This is a genomic window from Cellulosimicrobium sp. SJTW-1, assembly GCF_047716875.1.
Lineage (GTDB): Bacteria > Actinomycetota > Actinomycetes > Actinomycetales > Cellulomonadaceae > Cellulosimicrobium > Cellulosimicrobium funkei.
Genome location: NZ_CP136680.1, coordinates 604,383 through 625,045 on the forward strand (window position 1 = coordinate 604,383; position 20,663 = coordinate 625,045).

General features: G+C 76.0%; 12 protein-coding genes. 4 read left to right on the forward strand and 8 right to left on the reverse strand.

The annotated features are described in order from the left end of the window. The first annotated feature begins 54 nt into the window (after nt 1-54). A complete protein-coding gene (locus RSE42_RS02800; RefSeq protein WP_415297816.1) occupies nt 55-3,540 on the forward strand; it encodes a GH92 family glycosyl hydrolase in 3,486 nt (1,161 codons plus the stop codon). A 132-nt stretch (nt 3,541-3,672) separates the two neighbouring features. After that, complete coding sequence (locus RSE42_RS02805; protein ID WP_415297817.1) at nt 3,673-5,808, forward strand: acid phosphatase; 2,136 nt, start codon at nt 3,673-3,675, stop codon at nt 5,806-5,808. A 199-nt stretch (nt 5,809-6,007) separates the two neighbouring features. Here RSE42_RS02805 and RSE42_RS02810 read toward each other — a convergent pair whose 3' ends face one another. Further along, entirely contained in the window at nt 6,008-7,060 is a 1,053-nt protein-coding gene (locus RSE42_RS02810) for an LLM class flavin-dependent oxidoreductase (protein WP_114553765.1), read from the reverse strand. 71 nt (nt 7,061-7,131) lie between these two features. Here RSE42_RS02810 and RSE42_RS02815 point away from each other — a divergent pair, with 71 nt between their 5' ends. Continuing rightward, complete coding sequence (locus tag RSE42_RS02815) at nt 7,132-7,254, forward strand: hypothetical protein (RefSeq protein WP_021483523.1); 123 nt, start codon at nt 7,132-7,134, stop codon at nt 7,252-7,254. Here RSE42_RS02815 and recD read toward each other — a convergent pair. The 3 genes from recD to recC are packed head-to-tail and all read right to left on the reverse strand — an operon-like array spanning nt 7,230 to nt 16,293. Continuing rightward, nucleotides 7,230-9,293, reverse strand: a complete 2,064-nt coding sequence (gene recD, locus RSE42_RS02820) for an exodeoxyribonuclease V subunit alpha (protein WP_144721444.1) — start codon at nt 9,291-9,293, stop codon at nt 7,230-7,232. The two genes, RSE42_RS02815 and recD, sit on opposite strands and share 25 nt — an antisense overlap. Further along, nucleotides 9,290-12,838 (reverse strand): UvrD-helicase domain-containing protein, encoded by a 3,549-nt coding sequence (locus RSE42_RS02825; protein WP_415297818.1) that lies wholly within the window; start codon nt 12,836-12,838, stop codon nt 9,290-9,292. Before RSE42_RS02825 ends, recD begins: the two co-directional genes overlap by 4 nt. Beyond that, complete coding sequence (recC, locus tag RSE42_RS02830) at nt 12,835-16,293, reverse strand: exodeoxyribonuclease V subunit gamma (protein WP_415298819.1); 3,459 nt, start codon at nt 16,291-16,293, stop codon at nt 12,835-12,837. Before recC ends, RSE42_RS02825 begins: the two co-directional genes overlap by 4 nt. Nucleotides 16,294-16,483: 190 nt before the next feature. On the opposite strand from recC, the gene RSE42_RS02835 reads away from it, so the two are divergent. After that, nucleotides 16,484-16,969 carry a hypothetical protein gene (locus tag RSE42_RS02835; RefSeq protein ID WP_144721450.1) on the forward strand — a complete coding sequence of 162 codons (486 nt, stop codon included), beginning with the start codon at nt 16,484-16,486 and terminating at the stop codon, nt 16,967-16,969. A gap of 23 nt (nt 16,970-16,992) precedes the next feature. Here RSE42_RS02835 and RSE42_RS02840 read toward each other — a convergent pair whose 3' ends face one another. The 4 genes from RSE42_RS02840 to RSE42_RS02855 form a co-directional block, all read right to left on the reverse strand. Then, nucleotides 16,993-17,715 carry a class I SAM-dependent methyltransferase gene (locus tag RSE42_RS02840; RefSeq protein WP_043654508.1) on the reverse strand — a complete coding sequence of 241 codons (723 nt, stop codon included), beginning with the start codon at nt 17,713-17,715 and terminating at the stop codon, nt 16,993-16,995. Between the two features lie 131 nt (nt 17,716-17,846). Further along, on the reverse strand, nt 17,847-18,554 hold the full coding sequence (locus RSE42_RS02845) for a DUF6226 family protein (protein ID WP_144721452.1): 708 nt from the start codon (nt 18,552-18,554) through the stop codon (nt 17,847-17,849). A gap of 122 nt (nt 18,555-18,676) precedes the next feature. Beyond that, on the reverse strand, nt 18,677-19,927 hold the full coding sequence (locus RSE42_RS02850; RefSeq protein WP_409141290.1) for an O-succinylhomoserine sulfhydrylase: 1,251 nt from the start codon (nt 19,925-19,927) through the stop codon (nt 18,677-18,679). Beyond that, a complete protein-coding gene (locus RSE42_RS02855; protein WP_085386624.1) occupies nt 19,924-20,415 on the reverse strand; it encodes a rhodanese-like domain-containing protein in 492 nt (163 codons plus the stop codon). The genes RSE42_RS02850 and RSE42_RS02855 overlap by 4 nt, the downstream gene beginning before the upstream one ends. Nucleotides 20,416-20,663: the final 248 nt, after the last annotated feature.

Consider the following 20,663-nt stretch of genomic DNA (forward strand, 5'->3'; position numbering starts at 1 on the left):
CCGCGCCACCGTCCTCCACGCTCCTTCCCGCTCCTTCGTCCTGTGAGGACCCGCATGTCTCGAACACGTCCTGCGCGCACCACGGTGCGGCGCACCGTCGCGGCGCTCTCCGCCACGGCGGTCCTGGCCGCCGGCCTCTCGCTCGCCCCCGCCGTCGGCCTCGCGGTGCCGGCGGTCGCGGCCGCACCCGACCTCGTCGAGGACCCCGTCTCCTTCGTCGACCCGTTCGTCGGCACCGGTCAGGCGACGGGTGTCGTCGGGGAGATCAACAACTTCCCCGGGCCGTCGATGCCGTTCGGCATGATGCAGCTCTCGCCCGACACGCAGGTCTCCGTGGGCAACGGCGACAAGGCGTACGCGGGCTACCGCTACTCGCACCAGGCGATCCGCGGCTTCTCCATGACTCACGCGGCCGCCGGGTGCTGGATCTTCGGCGACGTCCCGATCCTCCCGGTGACGGGCGACGTCGGGCAGTACCCGTGGGACCGCAAGGAGTCGTTCAGCCACGACGCGGAGAGTGCCGAGGTCGGCCGGTACGCGGTCGCGCTCCAGTCGTCGGGGATCGAGGCGGAGCTGTCGGCCGCGACCCGCTCGGGCGGGCTGACGTTCGACTACCCCGAGGGCGGTGCCGCGTCGCAGGTGATCGTCAACGCCGCGGGCTCGCTCGCGAGCGTGCGCAACGCGACGGTCGAGGTCGAGGACGCGCGCACGGTCACCGGCTCGGTGACGAGCGGCGGGTTCTGCGGCAAGAACAACACCCACACGACGTACTTCGCGATCGAGCTCGACCAGGACGCGCAGGCGTTCGGCACGTGGCAGGGCTCGACCGTCTCGCCCGGCGACCCGTCGGCCGACGGCAACGGCGCGGGCGCGTGGCTCACCTTCGCGCCCGGCGCGACGGTGCACGCGAAGGTCGGCATGTCCTACGTGAGCGTCGAGGGCGCGCGCGCCAACCTCGCGGCCGAGATCCCGGGCTTCGACTTCGACGCCGTCCGGGACGCGAACCGCGCCGCGTGGTCCGACCTGCTCGGGAAGGTCCGCGTCGCGGGGGAGGACGCCGACGACCTCACGATGTTCTACACGTCGCTCTACCACTCGCTGCTGCACCCGAACACGTTCACCGACGTGGACGGCCGGTACGTCGGGTTCGACGGCGAGATCCACCAGGCACCCGAGGGGCACGAGCGGTACGCGAACTTCTCGGACTGGGACACGTACCGGTCGCTCGGGGCGCTCCAGGCGCTGCTGGCGCCCGACCGGGCGTCGGACATGGCGCAGTCGCTCGTCGAGGTCGCCGACCAGTCCGGCTGGCTGCCGCGATGGCCGGTCGCGAACCAGCACACGGGCCAGATGACCGGTGACTCCTCGGTGCCGCTCATCGCGAGCATGTACGCGTTCGGGGCGCGCGACTTCGACGCGGAGTCGGCGCTCGCGCACATGGTCAAGGGCGCGACGAGCGCCGCCCCGACCGCGAACGGCTACGTGCAGCGGCGTGGGATCGAGACGTATCTCGAGCGCGGGTACGCGCCGCAGACCGAGGAGTTCCGGGGCGACCACCGCGTCGTGGGCGCGTCCATCACGCTCGAGTGGTCGATCGCCGACTTCGCGATCGGGCAGCTCGCGGCCGCGCTCGGCCAGGACGACGTCGCCGCCGAGTACGCCGCGCGCGGCCAGTGGTGGCAGAACGTCCACGACCCCGTGACCCGCACGGCGGGCGCCCGGAACGACGACGGCACGTTCGTGCGGTCGCAGGGCGGCGGCGGGTTCGGGCAGGAGGGCTTCGACGAGGGCAACGCCGAGCAGTACACGTGGCTCGTGCCGCAGAACGTCGCGGGGCTCACCGACGCGCTCGGGGGGCGCGAGGCCGTCGCGGAGCGGCTCGACGCCTTCACGGCGCAGCACAACGCCGGCCCGAACGAGCCGTACCTGTGGATCGGCAACGAGCCGAACTTCGGCGTCCCGTGGCTGTACGACTACGTGGGCCAGCCGTGGCGCACGAGCGAGCTCGTCGACGAGCTCACGTCCACGCTGTTCCGCCCCGAGCCGAACGGCAAGCCCGGCAACGACGACCTCGGCGCCCAGGCCGGCTGGTACGTGTGGGCCGCGATGGGCCTGTACCCGACCACGCCGGGCACGGACGTGCTCGCGCTCAACGCGCCGCGCTTCGACCGCGTCGTGGTCGACCTCGGCGAGGGCGAGACCCTCGACCTGCGCGCCACCGGCGCCTCGACCGGCGCCCGCTACATCAGCGGCGTCACCATCGACGGCGCGGCCTGGGACGGGACCTCGCTGCCGCGCCACATCGCGCACGAGGGCGGCGTCGTCGAGCTCGCGATGTCGACCGAGCGCGACACCACGTGGGGGACCGCGGTCGCGGACGCCCCGCCGTCGTGGCGCGACGGCGAGTCCGCCGTCGTCGCCGCGGCGGACCCGGGCCTCGTGACGGTCGCGCCCGGCGGGTCGGCCGACGCGTCGGTGGCCGTGCAGCTCTTCGGCGCCGACGCCGCGGACGTGCGCGTCGCGGTCGACGCCCCCGACGGCATCGGGGTCGGCGAGCCCGCGCTCGTCGACGACGGCTCGGGCCACCTCACCGGCACGGTCCCCGTCCAGGTAGGTGCCGGCGTCGCGTCCGGCTACCACGACGCGCGGCTCGTGGTCGCGGCCGGGGACGACGACGTCGAGGTGCCGCTCACCGTCCTCGTCGCCGCGCCCGGGTCGCTCGTCGCGGCGTACGACACGGTCGGCACCGCGCCCGAGGCGAACCGCGGCGTCGGGAACTTCGACGCGGCCGGCAACTCGTTCTCGCGCGAGGCGCTCGCCGACGCCGGGCTCACGCCCGGGTCGGTGCACGAGGTCGACGGCCTGGCGTTCACGTGGCCGTCCTCGCCCGTGGGGCGCCCGGACTCGGTCACGCTCACCGGTGAGACCGTGCGGCTCGACGTGCCGACGAGCCGGCTCGCGTTCGTGGGCGCCGCGACCGACGGGACCCACCGCGGGACCGCGGTCGTCACGCTCGACGACGGCAGCACCGCGTCCACGAGTATCGGCTTCGGTGACTGGGTGCTGCCCAGCGCGGACGGGTCGCCCGTGGAGGGCAACTCCGTCGTCGCGCAGATGAACCGGCGCAACGGCGACAAGGACAGCGCGTTCGTGTTCGCCACCGCCCCGTACACCGCGCCCGAGGGCCGGCGGGTGGTCGCGGTGACGTTCCCCGACGTCGACGACCTGCACGTCTTCGCGATCGCGGCCGAGCCGGCCGCGGACGTGCACCTCGTGGACGTGACGGTCTCCCCGCGCTGCCTCGCCGGGACCCCGTACCTGGCGGTGCGCGCGGCGAACGTCTCCGCCGGGGCCGTCGACGTCGACCTCACCACGGGCGTGGGCTCGCGGTCCTTCACGGCCGTCGCCCCCGGCGCGAACGCCTACCAGTCGTTCGCCGCCCGCGGCGCGACCGGGGACGTCGACGTCACCGTGACGGCCACGGGGGAGGAGGGGACGCAGACGGTCACGCAGACCGTCGTCGTCCCGCGCTGCGCCTGACCGGCGGCGGGGCACGCACCGAGCGCTCGGTGCGTGCCCGCCGTCGCGCTCGACCGCTGTACCCGCACGACCGCACGACCGGTCTCACCGACCGCACCGACGCACGACCGACAACGACGAGAGGGACGACCCATGACCGGTACGACGACGTACCCGGCCCCGCGACCCCGCGACCGCCGGACCACCGCGCCGCTCGCCCTGCTGGCGGCGCTCACGACGCTCGCGCTCCTGCTCGCCGCGGCGCTCCAGGCGCCGGCGGCGCGCGCGGCGGAGGCGTTCACGCCGACCGAGGTGGTCGGCGCCGGCACCACCTGGCGCTACCTGGACGACAACACCGACCCGGCCGCGGGGAACGCTGACCGGACCGTGTGGGCAGACCCGGCGTTCGACGACGCGGCGTGGAAGACCGGCCGACCGGGCTTCGGCGCGGTCAACGGGACCGCGAGCGGCATCGGCGGCGGCAACACCATCACGACGCTGCTGAGCTACTGGATCACCCAGACGCCCAAGGTCGTCGTGCCCGCGTACTTCTTCCGCACGACCGTGACCCTCGACGAGGCCACGCTCGACGAGATCACCGGCCTGCGCGGCACGCTCGTCTACGACGACTCCGCCACCGTCTACGTCAACGGCGAGCGTGTCGCGGGCTGGGGCGACTCGATGATCACCCGGAACCTCCAGTACCAGGACAAGGCCGGCGCGACCGCGCCGCTGCGCGAGACTCTCGTCATCCCGGCCGACGTGCTCGTCGCGGGCAAGAACACGATCGCGGTCGAGATCCACCAGTGCAACGAGACGAGCTCGGACGTCTTCTTCTCCCTCGCGCTCTCCACCACCGACGACCCGTCGATGCCGTTCCCGCAGGAGGTCCTCGACCGGACCTACGCGTCCGACGCGACGCCGTCGGCCCCGACCGGGCAGGACTGGTTCACCTGGACTCTGCGCGGGTTCGCCGACCTGCGGGCGAACCACCCCGAGATCCTCTCGCCCAACGAGCCCGGCCAGCCCACGAGCGCCAACGACCTCGGCTCGCTCGCGCGCAACAACGCCTACGTCGCCGGGGACCCGCAGGTCCAGCGTGCACTGACCGACGGGCGCGGCTCGGCGTACGAGACCATGGCGGACGCGCTCGGCAGCGAGCTGGGGCCGATCTACCGCGACGCGCTCGCCGACGGCCGCCTCCCCAAGACGAAGGCCCTGCTGTCCGGGCGCGTCGAGAAGTCGGTCGGCAACCACGAGCCCGCGAAGGCCGCGTACGAGTACAAGCGGCCGTTCGTCCGGCTCGGCTTCACGTCCGCCGGCGGTCACGTCAACGCCTTCGAGACGTCCGGCAGCTACGAGGGGCTGCGCAACAACGGCTCGTTCCCCAGCGGGCACACCAACCACGGCTACGCGCAGGGCACCGTGCTCGCCACCCTCCTGCCGGAGCTCGCGCCGCAGATCCTCGCGCGCGCGTCCGAGTACGGCGACAACCGCCTCGTGCTCGGCTTCCACTACCCGCTCGACGTCATGGGCGGCCGCATGGCCGGGCAGAACATCGCGCAGCTCCGGTGGTCCGACCCCGCGTTCCGCGTGCTCCTCGAACAGGCGCGCACCGAGCTCGTCACCGTGCTGGAGCGGGCGTGCGGCGACGAGATCGCCGTGTGCGCCGAGGACCAGGTGCCGTACCTGGCGACGGACCAGGCGCTCGCGGTCTATGACCAGCGCCTCACGTACGGGTTCCCGCGGGTCGGGGAGGTGGGCCGGGAGATCCAGGTGCCCGCGGGCGCCGAGGACCTGCTGCGCACGGCGTTCCCCGACCTCACCGGCGACCAGCGGCGGCTCGTCCTCGCGGCGACCGCGCTCGACTCGGGCTACGCGCTCGATGTCGCGGGCGCGGCCGAGTGGCAGCGCCTCGACCTTGCGGCCGCCATGGCGGCGGACGTCGTCGTGAACGCCGACGGCACGCTCACCGTGGACGGCGAGGTCGTCGGCGAGCCGACAGCGCCGCTCGTCGAGGTCGAGACGTCCGCGCGGTGCCTCGCCGGGGCGCCGTACGTCGCGGTCCGCGCCCGCAACGTGTCCGACGGCGTGGTCGCCGTCGCGCTCGTCACCGGCGCGGGGGAGAAGACCTTCGCCGCGGTGGCGGCCGGTGCGCACGCGTACCAGTCGTTCGCCGTGCGCGGTGTGGAGACGGGGGCGGACGTGCCCGTGACCGTCACAGCGACCGGCCCGGGGAGAGCGACCCAGGAGGTCGCGCGGGACGTCGTCGTGCCGGTGTGCACCTGAGACGGTGGGGAGAGCGAGCATCGCGGTCCGGTGCTGCCAAACATCACCGGACCGCGATGGTTGGTCTTGAAGGTGTCAGCAGTCGTGTCCGTCGTAGGCGGCGTCCGCCGTCGTGTTTGCGTAGGGCAGGACGACTGAGTCGCCCGGCGTGGCAAGTACCCGCTGGCGGGAGAATCTCGTCGTGCTCGGCGGTTCCGGGTCAGGCGGCGAGCTCTTCCGCGAGGAGCTCGAGCGTGCGCGCGCGGCCCGGCGTCGCGTCGAGCGCCTCGTCCGCACGGGACGCGGCGACGGGCACGACCATGACCTCGTCCACGCCGTGCCGCTCGGCGAGCCGACGGACCTCGGCCGCCGCGGCGTCGGGCGTCCCGACGGCCCAGCGGCGCAGGCTGTCCTCGACCATCTCCCCGGCCGCACCGTCGAGCGGCGCGGCCTGCGCCTCCTCGACGGTCTCGAGCGCGGTGAGCGCCTGCCCGGTGCGCAGGCGCGCCATCATGCGGGCCTGGGGGAGTGCCCGGGCGCGCGCCTCGTCGTCGGTCTCCGCGACGACGGCGTTGAGGGTGAGGAACGTGCGGGGCTCGGGGAACGCCTCGCTGGGGCGGTAGCCCTCGCGGTACAGGGCGAGGATCTCGTCGACGCCCTGGCCCGAGAAGTGGTTCGCGAACACGTACGGCAGGCCCAGCTCGGCGGCGAGGCGCGCGGAGTAGTCGCTCGACCCGAGCAGCCAGACCGTCGGGGTGCCGTCCGCGGCGGGCGTCGCGTGCACGTCGTAGACCTGCCCGCTCGTGAGGCGCAGCGTCGCGCCCTGCGGGCTCATGAGCGCGAGGATGTCCGTGACGTGCTGGGGGAAGCGGTCGACGTCGGCCGTGGGGCCGGTGATGCGCAGGAGCTGCGTGACGACCGGGTCCGAGCCGGGGGCGCGGCCGAGGCCCAGGTCGACCCGCCCCGGCGCGATCGCCTCGAGCGCCGCGAACTGCTCGGCCACGACGAGCGGCGCGTGGTTGGGCAGCATGACGCCGCCCGAGCCGACGCGGATCCGGTCCGTCACCGACGCCGCCGCGGCGATCATCACGGGCGGGGTCGAGGCCGCGACCGCGGGCATGTTGTGGTGCTCGGCGAACCAGTAGCGCTCGAAGCCGAGCCGGTCGGCGAGGCGCACGAGGTCGAGCGACGCTCGCACCGCCTGGGTGCTGGACTGGCCCGAGCGGACGGGCACGAGGTCGAGGACGGACAGGCGGGGGGTCTGGGTGCTCACCCTGGTGCCAACCGGGCACCCCCGTGCCTCATTCCCCGGGGCGACCGCGCACGCCTGCCAAGATGGTCGCCATGGACGTCCCCTCGATGATCATGGGCGCCGCCGTCGCGTCCGTCGCCTGGATCGTGCTCGTACCCTGGGGCCGCCTCAAGGAGCTGCGCGAGCGCGATCAGGCGGAGCGCACCGAGGACTGACCGCCGGGCAGCGGAGTCCGCAGCCCGCTCGCCCGGTGGACCGGGCTCGTCACCGCGGTGCGCACGGCGTCCTCGGAGCCGACGACGCGCACGAACGACTGCGCGCGCGTCACCGCCGTGTACAGCAGCTCGCGCGTGAGCAGCGGCGAGGTCGCGGGCGGCAGGACGAGCGTGACGCGGTCGAACTGGCTGCCCTGCGCGCGGTGGACCGTCATGGCGTGCACGGTCTCCACGGGCGGCAGCCGGTGCGTGCGCACGCGCAGCGGCGCGCGCGGGTCCCCGAACACGGCGACGACCCCGCCCGAGGGCTCCGCGACGAGCACGCCGGTGTCGCCGTTGTAGAGGCCGACCTCGGCGTCGTTCGTCGTGACGAGCAGGGGCCGCCCGGCGACCCACGGGGAGTCGGTCGTGTGGTGGCCGGTCGCCTCCTCGACCCACGCCTCGACCTGCGCCGCCCACCGGCCGCGCCCCGCGGGCCCGCGCCGGTGCGCCACCATGACGCGGTGCCGCGCGAGCGCGTCGAGCGCGGCGGCCGCGTCCCCGGCGCGCGCGGCCTCGATGAGCAGGGTCCCCGCCGCGACGGCGTCCGCGCGGACCGCGGCCAGCACCGAGTCGTCGGGCTCCTCGTCGGGCGTCTCGAGGAACTCCACGGACCCGTGCCCCGCGCGCAGCAGGGCGAGCGTCGCCTCCGCGTCCTCGGCCCGGATCGCGGCGGCGAGCGGCAGGATCTCCGAGTCGCGGTCCTGACGGTGGACGGTGCGCAGCCGGACGACCCCGTTGCCGAGCACCGCCCGGTCGTCGACCTCGCCGTCGGCGGGCGGCGGCGCGTCGGCCAGCGCGGTCTCGGCCGCCGCGAGCACGGCCGGTGCGGTGGCCGGGGGCGTGACGGGCTCGCGGTGCACGAGGTCGCCGAGCACGGCGCCGGCCTCCACCGAGGCGAGCTGGTCGGGGTCCCCGACGAGCACGAGCCGCGCGTCGGGCCGCAGCGCCTCGAGCAGCCGCGCCATGAGCGGCAGCGCGACCATCGACGTCTCGTCGACGACGACGACGTCGTGCGGCAGGTGGTGGTGCGCGTCGTGGCGGAACCGCGTGCTGCTGCCCGGCCGGTACCCGAGCAGGCGGTGCAGCGTCGTCGCGACGGGCGTCCCGACGCGCGCGCGGTCGGCCGCGTCCTCGAACCCGGCGACGACCTCGCGCACCGCCTCCTGGAGCCGTGCGGCCGCCTTCCCGGTCGGGGCGGCGAGCGCGACGCGCAGCGCCGTGCCGTGGTCGGACGGGGCGTTCGTCCCCGGGCGCGACGGAGCGGGCGCCACCGCGGCCGCGGGGCGGGCAGCGTCGTGCGGGACGGCGTCGTGCAGGACGGCGAGCAGCCGCGCGACCGTCGTCGTCTTGCCCGTGCCGGGGCCACCCGTGAGGACGGTGAGCCGGCGCGTGGCGGCGTGCGCGGCGGCGAGCCGCTGGCGCGTGTCCTCCGCCGCGGGGAAGAGGCGGGCCAGCGCGGCGTCGAGGCGGTCGGCGTCGACCGGCAGGTCGGGTGCCGCGAGCCGGCCGTCGACGTCGTGCCGGACCGCGAGCTCGTCGCGCCAGTAGCGGTCGAGGTACAGCGCGTCCCCGACCCAGCGCGCAGGGCGGTCGGGCGCGCCGTCGACCCCGACGGCGACGAGCGGGCTGCGCGCGACGGCGTCGGCCCACGCGGTGCGGTCCGGCCACGGCAGGTCGGCGGCGTCGGTCCGGGCGGCCTCCTCGTCCTCGGGCAGCGCCAGGGAGCCGAGGTCGTCGAGGCGCACGCACACGGAGCCGCTGCGCACGGCACGGACGGCGAGCGCGACGGCGAGCAGCACCCGGTCGTCGTGCTCGCCCGTGAGCCGGCCGAGCCGCAGCGCGACGCGCACGTCGGCGGCCGAGACCACGCGCGCGACGTTGAACGGCGCCAGGCCCGCCGGCACGCCGACGGCGAGCCGCGGGTCGCCCTCGTCGACCGTGTCGCCCGCAGGAGGAGCGGTGGGCCGGGTCGCCGACCCGGGAGCGGTCGTGGTCATGCGCGACCTCCGTCGAGCAGGGCGGACAGGGCGACGACGAGCCCGGGCGGCGGGCTCCAGGCGACGACGCCGTACGGGGTGCCGTCGGGGCCGCGGGGCGTGTCCGGGCCGGCCATGCCGCGCACGAAGAGGTACGCCCCACCGGCGAGGTCGCGGTCCGGGTCGTAGTCGCGCACGCGCCACCGCAGGTAGCGGTGGAGCGCGACGAGGTAGAGCACGAGCTGCAGCGGGTAGTGCGAGGCGAGCATCGCGTCGCGCATGGCGTCGGGGTGGTAGTCGCCCACGGCGAGCGGGACCCCGGGCGGCCCGACGCGGTTCGTCTTGTAGTCGACGACCAGGTACCGGTAGCGGCCGCCCGGATCCCCGTCCGGAGCGCCGTCGGGACCCGGGGCGGGCACGCGCAGCACGGCGTCGATCGAGCCCGTGAGGTAGCCGCGCAGCGGGACGCCGCCGGTGCCCGTGCCGGTCTCGGACTCGTCGGCCAGCGCCGCGAGCAGGTCGGGGTAGCGCGCGAACGCGTCGTCGGCGGGCAGGTACGCCCGCAGGACGTCCGCGAGGTCGCGCAGCGTCGCGGGACGCACCCCCTCCGTCTCGTCGCCCCCGGCGAGCGGGAGCTCGAACTCGAGCTCGGGCAGCCGGTCCCGCGGGTCGACGTCGGCGAGCGTGAGCCCGCCCGCGATCGGGCCGAGCGGCGTGCGCAGCGACAGGCCGAGCGCCGTCGCGAGCGCGACGGGCTCGACGCCCGGCACGCGGACCGTCGCCGCCTGCGCGCAGCGGGCGCGCACCTCGGCGTCGAGGTCGTCGGCCGCGGTGTCGACGTACTCGAGGATCTCGTGCACGAGCGTGCCGAACGCGGTGCCGCCCGGCTGCCCCTCGTACGGGGACGGCACGTCCGCGCCGGGTCGCGGGGCCGAGGTCGCGGGCGCGGGCGCGGCGGTGTCGTCGTCGGTGGTCTCCTCCGGCTCGTCCTGCACGCCCGGGTCCTCGGGCTCGCTCTCGATCCCGCCGACCGGGCCGTGGTGCGCGGCCGCGGTCAGGGCCGAGTACGACGCCCGCCGCCAGTCGCGGTCCGGGAGGTGGACCGCGGTCGCGAGCGCGAGGTCCGTGCCCGACCGGGTGCCGGGCGACCAGGGCTCGCCCTTCGGCCGGGCGTCGACCTGCTCGACGACGACCGTCCCGCCCGACCGCGCCGCGACCGCCTCGAACGCGGACCGGACGGCGTCGTCGCGCATCGCGTCGGGCCGTGCGTGGCGCCCGGGCTCGCCGCCGAGCATCCGGTCGGCGAGCAGGAGGCGGGTGAGCGGTCCCGATCCGGTGCTGCGCTTCGTGGGGGTCCAGTGCACGACGACCTGGTGCCGAGCCCGGGTGAGCGCCACGTACAGCAGGCGCAGGTCCTCGCCGAGCTCCTCGTCGCGCCAGCGCGCCTTGGCGTCCACGAACCCGGGGGAGCCGACCCCGCCGAGGTGCAGCACGCGCTGCCCGTGGTCGTCGTGGAACGCGAACAGCTCCTGGTCGTCGGGCTCGAACCGCTCCCACCCGAACGGGACGTAGACGACGCCGAACTCCAGACCCTTCGCGGCGTGCACGGTGACGACCTGCACGGCGGCGGCGTCGGTCTCGAGACGGCGGGTGCGCTCGTCGGTGAAGACCGTCCCGACCTCGGCGATCCGGGTCCGGAGCCAGGCCGTGAGCGCGGCCGTGCCGAGCCCCTCGGTCGTCGCGGCCTCGTGCAGCGCCTGCGTGACGTGGCGCAGGTCGGTGAGGTAGCGCTCGCCGTCGGCCCGCGCCATGACGCGCGCGGTGGCGCCGCGCCGTGCGGCGACCTCCGCGACCGCGGCCACGCCCCGGTCGGCGAGCAGGCGCGCCCAGGCCCGGACCGTGTCGCCGAGCTCGTCGTGGTCCGCGTCGCCTGCGGTCGCGAGGCGCTGTGCGTCCCAGCCGACGAACGGCGTGAGGGCGAGCGCCGTCGCGCGCCGGTGGAGGCCCGGCTGCTCCAGCGCCGCGAGGAGCGTGAGCCAGTCCTGCGCCGTGGCCGACCCGAACACGCTCGACGGTCCCGACACGACCGCCGGCACGCCCAGCGCGACGAGTGCCGAGCGCACCGCCTCGGCCTGGGCGTTCGTGCGCGTCAGCACGGCGACGTCGCGCGGTTCGAGCGGGCGCCAGCGCGCCGCGTCGCCCGCCGCCCCGCCGCCGTCGTCGCGCACGCGGTCGCCGCCGCCGGACGCGGTGCCGAGGCGGCTCGCGACGTCGGCCGCGACGTCCTTCGCGAGCAGGCCGCGCGCGTCCGGGGCCGACGGCGCCGACGAGGCGCCCAGCCGGTAGGCGCGGCGCGTCACCTGCCGCAGCCGCACCGGCGCGCCGCCGGAGAAGCGCGACTCGGGGTGCGCCGCGTCGATCGGACGCACGACGATGCGCGGGTCGCCGAGCGCCGTCTCGCCGAGCAGCGCGTGCAGGCCGGCAAGGAGCGGGCCGTCGCTGCGCCAGCTCGTGCTGAGCGTCGCGGTGTCCGTCGCGTCCTCGACGGCCTGCAGGTACGTCACGACGTCCGCGCCGCGGAACGCGTAGATCGCCTGCTTGGGGTCCCCGATGAGGACGAGCGCGCTGCTCTCGTCGGGCCGCCCGTGGAACGCGGTGCGCAGGATCGCCCACTGCTCGGGGTCCGTGTCCTGGAACTCGTCCACCATGACCACGCGGAACCTCGACCGGACGCGCTGCGTCGCCGTCGCACCGTGCTCCGGGTCGGTGAGGGCGCGGCGCAGCAGGACGAGGAGGTCGTCGTAGTCGAGCAGGTGCATCGCGCGCTTGCGCGCCTCCACCTCGCGGCGGGCGGCGACGGCGACCTCGTACCGCGCCGCGGCCACCGAGCCCTCGGCCGCGTCCGACGGCGCGACCACCGCCCCGTGGTCGCTCACCGCCGCGCGGGCGACCGCGCGCACGTCGCGCGGCGAGAGGATCGGCTCGCTCTGGTCGGCGAAACGCCTCACGTACAGGTCGTCCGTGACCTCCTCGACGAGGTCGGCCACGTCGGGCAGGAAGCTCGTCGCGAGGTCGACGTCGGCCGCCGTCCCGAGCGCGGTGAGCATCTGCTGGCAGAACCCGTGCGTCGTCGTGATCGTCGCGGCGTCGAGCTGGGACAGCGCGACGCGCAGGCGCTCGCGACGGCGGGCGAGCTCGTCGGCGTCGACCGCGGCGAGGAACGCGACGAGCTCGTCGGTGCTGTGCGCCGGGTCGGGCCCGCGCAGCGCGCGCTCGGTCGCGACGAGGCGCTCGCGCACGCGGTCCCGCAGCTCCGACGTCGCGGCCCGGCCGAACGTCACGAGCATGATCTCGGGCAGCGCCGCCACGCCCTCGGCGACGTAGCGCGTCGTGAGGGTCGCGATGGTGTGCGTCTTGCCCGTGCCGGCGCTCGCCTCGAGCACGACCGTCCCGCGCGGCAGGTCGCCGAACGGGTCGAAGCGCCGCGGGCTCCCCGCGACGGGTCCGGGCACCGCGGGTCCGGACGCCGGGGCGGGCGTGGCGGGTGCGGACGTCGGGCCGCTCATCGCGCACCTCGCAGCTCGTGCTCCAGCAGGGGGTCCCACACGCGGCGCGCGAGCGCGCCGAGGCGGGTCGGGTCGTCGGGGAAGCGGCCCAGGTCGGCGGTCGTCGCGTGGCCCGCGAGGTCGGGGAGCGCCGGGTCCTGACCCCAGGCGAGCACGACGTACGGATCCTTGCGCTCGAAGCCCTTGTTCCACGCCCACCCGGCGCGCATCAGGGCGTCGCGCGCGTCGGTGGTGCGCCGCTCCTCGGCGTAGCGGAGCGCGACCTCGGGCAGCAGCGGCAGGGGCTCGCGGGCGGCCTCGTCGCGCAGGGCCACGAGATCGGCCAGCACGGCGACCGCCGTGTCGCGGTCGGGCGGCGTGAGCGTCGACCACGCGACGCCCGGGCCGCGGGGAGACCGGCCGATCGCGACGGCGTCCCACGGGCGGTCCGGGTCGCTCACGCGCAGCGCGAGCGCCTGCACCCAGGCGCGCAGCCGGTGCTTCGGTCCGAGCCGCGAGTACTCCGTGCGCACCACGCGCGCGCCGTGCACGCCCGGCACGCTGCCGACGACCGTGCCGCCGTCCGGGAGGGTGGCCCGCACGTCGACCGTCTCGGCGGAGCTCAGCACGTCCTGGCTCACGGGACGACCGGCCGCGACGTCGGCCTCGCGCGCGGCCTCGACGGCCGCGACCCGGAGCGGCCCCACGGCCCGGACGACCTCCTGGAGCGCCGACCGGCCGAGCTCGCGCGGCGGGACCTGACCGCGGCGCCACTCGGCCTGCATCGCGCGGTTCGGGTCGACGCCCGCGAGCGCGGCCCGCAGCACGCGGTCGCCCACGCCCCAGCCCGCGAGGCCCGTGAGGGAGAGGGGCAGCCGGTCCTCGACGTCCTCCTCCTCCAGCACGAGACCCACGTCGAGCGTGTGCTGCGCGAACCAGCGGGGTGCGTTCTCGAGCAGGCGGACCAGGTCGTCGAGCTCGACGTCCGCGCGGCCCCCGGTCGCCGTGGGCGACCCCGGTCCTTCTACGGAGCCGACGGCGGCACCGGTCGGCAGCGAGAGCGGTGCGCCGACGAGGGCCCCGACCGGCTCACGCTTCTGGCGCGCCTGGCGGGCCCCGGCGAACGCGGCGTCGTCGTGGCTGAACGGTCCGGGGACGCCGAGCGCGCCCGGCGTGAAGTTCCGCTCGTCGACCGTCTGGAGCGGGTGCTGCACGACGACGTGCTCGCGCGCGGCGCGCCCGTCGGCCGTGGTCGCCACCCGGTCCAGCGCGTCGAGCAGCTCCGCCACGGGGACCGCGGGCGGGCGCGGCGCCCCGGTGCGCTCGTCGGCACCCGTGTGCACGACGACGAGGTGGTCGCCCGCCGCGGCGACGGCGTCGAGGTAGATCTGCCGGTCCTCGCTGCGCGCGTCGCGCTCGCCGATCTCGGGGTGCCGGGCGAGCAGGTCGTCGCCCGCGGGCGCGGCGGTGCGGGGGAACACGCCGTCGTCGAGCCCGAGGAGGCACACGACCCGGTGCGGCACCGAGCGCATCGGCTCGAGCGAGCACACGGTGAGCGCGCCCGTGCGGAACCCGGCGCGCGTCGGGCGCCCGGCCAGGCGGTCGTCGAGCAGCGCCCGCACGTCCGCGAGCCGCAGCGCGACGCCGCCGTGCGCGGCACCCGCCGCCCGGACGTCGCCCAGCACGCGGCGCGCGGAGCCGATCTGCCACGCCTCCGTCGGCGGCGCCTCCGCCAGGAGCGTGAGCGCGCGGTCGAGGGTGTCGAGCCAGTGCGCGAGCGGGTGCACGCCGTCGAGGTCGCGCAGGATCTCCGTGAGCCGCGCGACGAGCTCCGCGAGCCGGCCCGCGAGGTCCACGTCCGTCGAGCCGACGTCGTCCAGCGGGAGCGCGGGCCCGACGAACCGGGCGTCCTCGTCGGCCATCGCGGCCCCGAGCAGGATGCGGTCGAGCGCCGCGTCCCACGTGCCCTGCCGCACGTGCCCGTCGATCCCGAAGCGGGCACGCCGCTCGCCGTCCTCGCCCCAGTGCACCCCCGCCTCGACGGCCCACTGCCGCAGGCGGTCGACGTCGTCGTCGGAGAAGCGGAACCGGCGGCGGACCGGGCCGCTCGCCGCGAGGTCGAGCACCTCGGACGCCGTGACGCGGCCGTCGGCGAGGCGCAGCAGCGTGGCGAGCAGCGCGAGCACGGGGTTGGTCGTCCCGGCGCCGCGGTCCGCGAGGCTGACCCGCAGCCGCTGGCCCGGGTGCGCGTCGTCGCCGAGCTCGGGGACGGCGCCGAAGGTCGCGGTGACGAGCGGCGCGAACGTCTCGACGTCGGGGCACAGGACGATGACGTCGCGCGCCTGGAGCGTCGGGTCGGCGGAGAACAGGCCGACGAGCGTCTCGCGCAGCACCTCGACCTGCCGGGCGCGGCCGTGGCACGCGAGCACCTGCACGGAGCGGTCCGTCGGGTCCAGCACGTGCGCGCCGTCCGGATCGTCGGCCCGCAGCGCGGACTGCAGCGCGCCGAGCAGGGTCGGCGGCGGGGGCGCGGCCTCGTGGTGGGTCTCGCGCGCCTCGCCCGCGGCCAGCCGGAGCTGCAGCTCGACCGTGTCCCGGCCGGTGGACGCGAGGAACGGGTGGCGCGCGAACGTCGGCAGGTCCGCGCGACGCCGGACGGGCGCGCCCGCGTGGTCCGAGCCCGGCTCCGCGCCGCCCGTGGAGGGGTCGCCGGCGGACGCGGCGACCGTCGCCCACAGCGCCGGCGAGGGGTGCACGAGCCACAGGTGGACGTCGCGGTGCTCGGCGAGCGCGCGCAGGACCCGGAGCTCGTCCTCGGGGAGCCGCGTGGGCCCGAACACGGACAGCCGCGGCGGCAGGTCGACGGCCGCCGGGTCCGCACGCAGCGCCGCGACCGCCTCCGTCACGCGCCGCGCCGGGTCCGTCGCCGGGACGCGCTCCACCAGGCGACGCCACAGCTCGGGCTGCCACGCGAGGTCGTCCGGCGCGACGGCGGTCCCCGTGACCGGGGCCGACCACGCGAGCACGACCTCGGGCCGCTGGCGGGCGTAGTCGACCAGGAGGTCCGCGAGCCGTCGCGCGAGCGTGAGCCGCCGACCCCGCCGCACCTCGTCGCCCGGGTCGCCGACGTAGCGCGCGAGCGGCGCCGCCCAGGGCTCGGCGAGGTGCGCGTCGAGCACCTCGAGCACCGACCACGCGAGCCGCTCGGGCCGCCACGGGTCGTCGTCGGGGTCGAGGTCCGTGAGGTCGGCCACGACCTGCTCGACGAGCCGCCGCGGGCCCCGGAAGTCCACGTTCGCGCAGATCCCCGCCGTCTCGCCCGCGCCCAGGTGGTGCGAGAGCCGCTGCGCGAGCCACCGCTCCACCCCGCGCGTCGGGACCGCCACGACGTCCGGCGTGAACGGGTCCGCCGGGACCTCCGCGAGCACGGCGGCGAGCGGCGCCACGAGCGCCTCGGCACGCTCGGAGCGGTGCACGTGCAGCAAGAGGACCCCTGTCGGTGGTGGTGGCGTGATCGTGTGCCCGGCCCGTGGCCGTGCGCTACGAGGAATCTACGAGGTGCGACCCACACCGTCGAACCGCCGTCCACAGGCGGCCCGGGGACTACGGTGTCCGCACCGCACGCGCGCGGAGGCGGCGGCGGAACCGGCACCCGGGGGAGGCCCGATGCGGCAGCGGAGGACGACGGCCGTGCTGTGCACGATCGCCGACGGCGCCGCGCCGGGCACCGTCGCGGCCGCGTGCCGCGGCGCGCTCCAGGCGCTGCGCGACCGGGTGGCACGGCTCCAGGTCGACGTGTACTCCGACGAGCCGTGGCCACCGGACGCGACGGACGCGGTGCACGCCTTGGACGAGCTGCGCCGCGCACGACGCGGACACCTGGCCCGGCGTTTCGGCTGGGAGCCCCCGATCTCGCTCGAGCTCGACCCGCGCGACGACCGCGAGCTCGACCTCGCCCTCGCCGTCGCCCCCTTCACGATCTGCGGCTCGGGCTTCGACGAGGACGGGACGCTGCTCTGGGACGTGAACGACACCGGGACGTCGGTGACCTTCCTCCTGCTCCCGGAGGAGTTGGACGCGGTCCGGTCGCACGTCGCACGGTCGGGCGGACGCCCGGAGGACGTCGTCGTGCTGGGCGACCGTCGCGGCTGACGCGCGCGGGAGCGCTGCGCGGTTCAGCCGCGCCGCGCCACGAAGACCCACTCGCGACCCGGGCGGTCGGGCGCGTCCCGGACGTCCACGACCTCGAACCCGCACGCCACGAGCGACGTCTCGACCTCCTCGCGCTCCCGGAAGCGCAGCGTCGAGTCGGAGTGGAGCGTGGTGCCGTCGGGCAGCACGGTCGTGTCGTGGAAGGACACGAAGGGGAGCGACACGTCGGTGAGGTCGGTCCAGGACTCGACCGGGCCGACGTCGGGCACCTCCACGCGCGTGACCGTCGCCTCGCGGACCCACCCCTCCCAGGCCCGACGGGCGGGGACACGGGTCTCGAGCACCAGCCACCCGCCCGGCACGAGCGCGTCGTGGACGCCCCGCAGCGTCGCGGCCCACGCGTCGTCGGTGAGGAACACCTGGGCGACGTTCGCCGTCATCGTCGCGAGGTCGACCTGGAGCGGGGGGAGGGTCGTCGCGTCGCCGTGCAGCCAGCGCACGCGCTCGGCGCCCGGCTTCGTGCGGGCGACGTCGAGCGACGCACCCGCCGGGTCGAGGCCCACCACCTCGACGCCGCGCTGCGCGAGCAGGCACGCGAACGTCCCGGTGCCGCACCCGACGTCGAGCACTCGGCGCGCGCCCAGCTCGTCGACGATCGCGACGTAGGCGTCGAGGTCGGACCGGTCCGGGGCGAGCGGGTCGTAGAGAGCGGCGAGGCGGGGGTCGTCGAAGACGGCGTCGGGCACCCGACGACCGTAGGCCGCACCCCGGGCGACGAGCCACGTCTTTCGATCAGGCGCGCCCGGCCGCCGAGCGCGCGGTGGCGGCCCGTTCCGGTCCCCGGACGACGCGAGTCCGCCTTCGCGGCGCGAGGGTTTCAGTCCGCGGCGGGCCAGGGCTGCCAGAGCCCGCCCGGGAGGGTGGCGAGGCGCCGTCTTGCCTGCTGCCCGACGCCGCGCGCCAGCCGGGTGCGGCCCTCGCCCGCGGAGTACCCGCCGTCGGGCTCGTCGAGGCGGTGCGCCACCCACCACTCGTGACGACCGGGGAGCGCCCGCCGCACAGCCTCCGAGAACCGGCCCGCCGCCACCCCCAGCACGAGGTCCTCGAGCGCCTCTGCTGCGCCCGCCGCCGTGTCGTCGCACGCGTCGCACCCGCACGACGGGAACGTGTCCTCGTGCAGCACCCCGGCGCGCACCACGACTCCCGGGTAGTCCGTCACGACGAGGGCCAGCGCCGCGGCGTCGTCGGACGCGGGCGTGACGCGCACCGCCCGCACGGCGTCCGGACCGACGTTCCGGACCCCCGCGAGCACGGGGTGCGCGGGCCCGACCGCGGTGTGCGACGCCAGGTCGACGCCACGCAGGTCGACGTCCTCGACCGTGACGGCGTACGTCGCCGCGAGGTGCCGCACGAGCGCGTCAGCGACGTCGGCGAGCGGCGCGAACCGCTCCGGGTGGGAGTCCACGGAGTACGTGTCCTCGGGCGGCCCGTCGAGATGGTCCCAGCGCCCGCCGTACTCGAACGGCACCCCGTCGGCGTCGTGGAACACCTGGCGCAGGATCGGCGGGCGGACGTAGGCGGTCACCCGGTCAGGCTAAAGGGACCCGCCGCTGTCGGGCCCACGCCCCACCTGCCCGCCGAGCAGGCGGTCGTGGTTCGTCCCGGCGCCGGGACGAACCGATACCGCCTGCTCGGCGGGAGGCGGGGTCAGGAGTTCAGGGCTTGGGCGACGTCCTCGATGATGTCTTGCGGGTCTTCCAGGCCCACCGACAGGCGCACGGTCGTCTCCGCGATGCCGACCGCGGCGCGGCCCTCGGGGCCGAGCTTGCGGTGCGTCGTGGTGGCCGGGTGCGTGACGAGGGACTTCGCGTCGCCGAGGTTGTTCGAGATGTCGACGACCTGGAGCGCGTCGAGGAACGTGAACGCGCGCTTCTTCGCCGTCTCGGGGTCGGTGCCCTCGGGCACGGCGAGGTCGAACGTCACGACGGTCCCGCCACCGCTCTGCTGCGACCGCGCGAGCTCGCGCTGCGGGTGCGAGGCGAGGAACGGGTAGCGCACGCGGCCGATCCCGGGGAGCTGCTCCAGCGCCTCCGCGACCTGCTCCGCGGCGGCGTTCTGCGCGGCGACGCGCACGGGCAGCGTCTCGAGGCCCTTGAGCAGCACCCACGCGTTGAACGCCGACAGCGACGGCCCGGTGTTGCGGATGAACGTCTGCACGGGACCGGTGACGTACTCCTCGGTGCCGAGGATCGCGCCGCCGAGCACGCGGCCCTGCCCGTCGATGTGCTTGGTCGCCGAGTAGACGACGACGTCGGCACCGAGCTCGAGCGGACGCTGCAGCAGCGGCGTCGCGAAGACGTTGTCGAGCACGACGACCGCGCCGGCGGCGTGCGCGAGCTCGCTCACGCGCCGCGCGTCGACGATGTCCTGCATGGGGTTGGACGGCGTCTCGAAGAACACGACGTCCGCGGGGGTGGACAGCGCCTCCTCCCACTGCGACAGCACGTGGCCGTCGACGTAGTCCGTCCGCACGCCCCACTTCGCGAAGATCTCGTCGAAGATGACGAGGCTCGACCCGAAGAGCGCGCGCGCCGCGACGATGCGCGACCCGGACCGCACCAGCGCGGCGAGCGCCGTGAACACGGCGGACATGCCGGACGCCGTCGCGTAGCACGCCTCCGCGCCCTCCAGGAGGCGCAGGCGCTCCTCGAACGTGTGCACGGTCGGGTTGCCGTAGCGCGAGTAGACGAACCGGTCGAGCTCCCCCTTGAACGCGGCCTCGGCGTCGGCCGCGCGGTCGTACGTGTAGCCCTGCGTGAGGAACAGCGCCTCGGACGTCTCCTGGAACTCGGTGCGCGCGTGGCCGCCGCGCACGGCGAGCGTCGCGGGGCGGGCGCTCGCGGGCAGGGGCTTGCGGCCGGAGCCGCCGGGCACGCTCCCGGGCACGACCGCGCTCACCGGGCGGCCTCGTCGAACGTCGTGGTGGGCAGCCCGCGGACCTTCCAGCCCTCGACGTCCCGCAGGCCCGAGAACCCCTGGGCGCCCTCGAAGCCCTCGAGCACGTTGTACGACGGCCCGAGCCCGGCGGCCGTGGCCGCGCGCGCCGCGCCGATCGACCGCTGGCCCGAGCGGCACAGGAACACGACGGGACGCTCGTCGCCGGGCGTCAGACCTGCCTCGACGAGCCGGTCGAGGAACCGCGGGTTCGGGCCCGCCGGGGTCACCCACTCGTCGAACAGGACGTCGCGGCCGAGCTCCGTGGCGTCGGGCACGCCGATGGTGCGCCACTCGCCCTCGGTGCGGACGTCCACGAGCACGGCGCGCTCGTCGTGCGCGAGCAGGTCCCACGCCTGCTGCGGGGTGAGGTCGCCGGCGTAGCCGACGGCGGGACGTGCCTCGGGGGGTGCCGGCCGGGGTGCCGACGCCTGCTGGGACTGGTCGCTCATGAGAGTCCTCCTCCATCGACCGTGGCAGTAGCACCCTGCGCCCGGCCGCCGAGGCGGTCCGGGGGGTTGCTGCGGCGTCGACGTGCCACGTCACTCGGCCGCTCCGGATGGTTGGCTCGGATCGTACGCCACGCGTCCGACGTGCGGAACGCCCGTCTCGGGGAGCGGCCCGGGGTGGAGGTGCCCGACGTCGCGTGGCTCCGACGCGCGGGCTTATGACGCGGAGCGCCGCGTCCCGCCATCCGAGA

Bases quoted from the DNA above. Each gene is read 5' to 3' on its own strand.
- RSE42_RS02805 (WP_415297817.1), top strand. From the start codon at position 3,673: ATGACCGGTACGACGACGTACCCGGCCCCGCGACCCCGCGACCGCCGG.
- recD (WP_144721444.1), bottom strand. From the start codon at position 9,293: ATGACCACGACCGCTCCCGGGTCGGCGACCCGGCCCACCGCTCCTCCT.
- RSE42_RS02800 (WP_415297816.1), top strand. From the start codon at position 55: ATGTCTCGAACACGTCCTGCGCGCACCACGGTGCGGCGCACCGTCGCG.
- RSE42_RS02815 (WP_021483523.1), top strand. From the start codon at position 7,132: ATGGACGTCCCCTCGATGATCATGGGCGCCGCCGTCGCGTCCGTCGCC.
- RSE42_RS02825 (WP_415297818.1), bottom strand. From the start codon at position 12,838: ATGAGCGGCCCGACGTCCGCACCCGCCACGCCCGCCCCGGCGTCCGGA.
- RSE42_RS02835 (WP_144721450.1), top strand. From the start codon at position 16,484: ATGCGGCAGCGGAGGACGACGGCCGTGCTGTGCACGATCGCCGACGGC.
- RSE42_RS02855 (WP_085386624.1), bottom strand. From the start codon at position 20,415: ATGAGCGACCAGTCCCAGCAGGCGTCGGCACCCCGGCCGGCACCCCCC.